At 37.5% G+C, this 304-nt stretch carries 1 pseudogene; it reads right to left on the bottom strand.

From position 1 onward, the window contains the following. Nucleotides 1–132: 132 nt before the first annotated feature. Nucleotides 133–304: pseudogene (locus tag ACXIUA_RS02615) on the bottom strand (hypothetical protein); the annotation flags it as partial.

Below are 304 nucleotides of genomic sequence, written 5' to 3'. Positions count from 1 at the left end.
AACTTTTTTTCCCTGACGGATACGACATAAAGCTGGCATAAGAGGCTTAACCCTGTGAATCTCATGATGTTTATGCATCCGTATTTCTTCAATCTTTAGGTTAGTCTTATCTTTTGCCAGCATACTCTTACCCTACTTTATCTCATAAACTGGTGTTATCTCAGCGGTTGCGATTTTATTAGCATTAAGAATATAACCAACTAACGATCCGCTGGAGTTAGAATCTACATGAATCTTTTCAGTTTTTAGAGCCCATACTTTAAACTGGTAATGATGTGGTTTATCTCCTTTAGGAGGACATGCG

The organism is Corynebacterium sp. UMB8791 (genome assembly GCF_054166365.1).
This window is presented reverse-complemented; position numbering and strand designations above follow the sequence as displayed.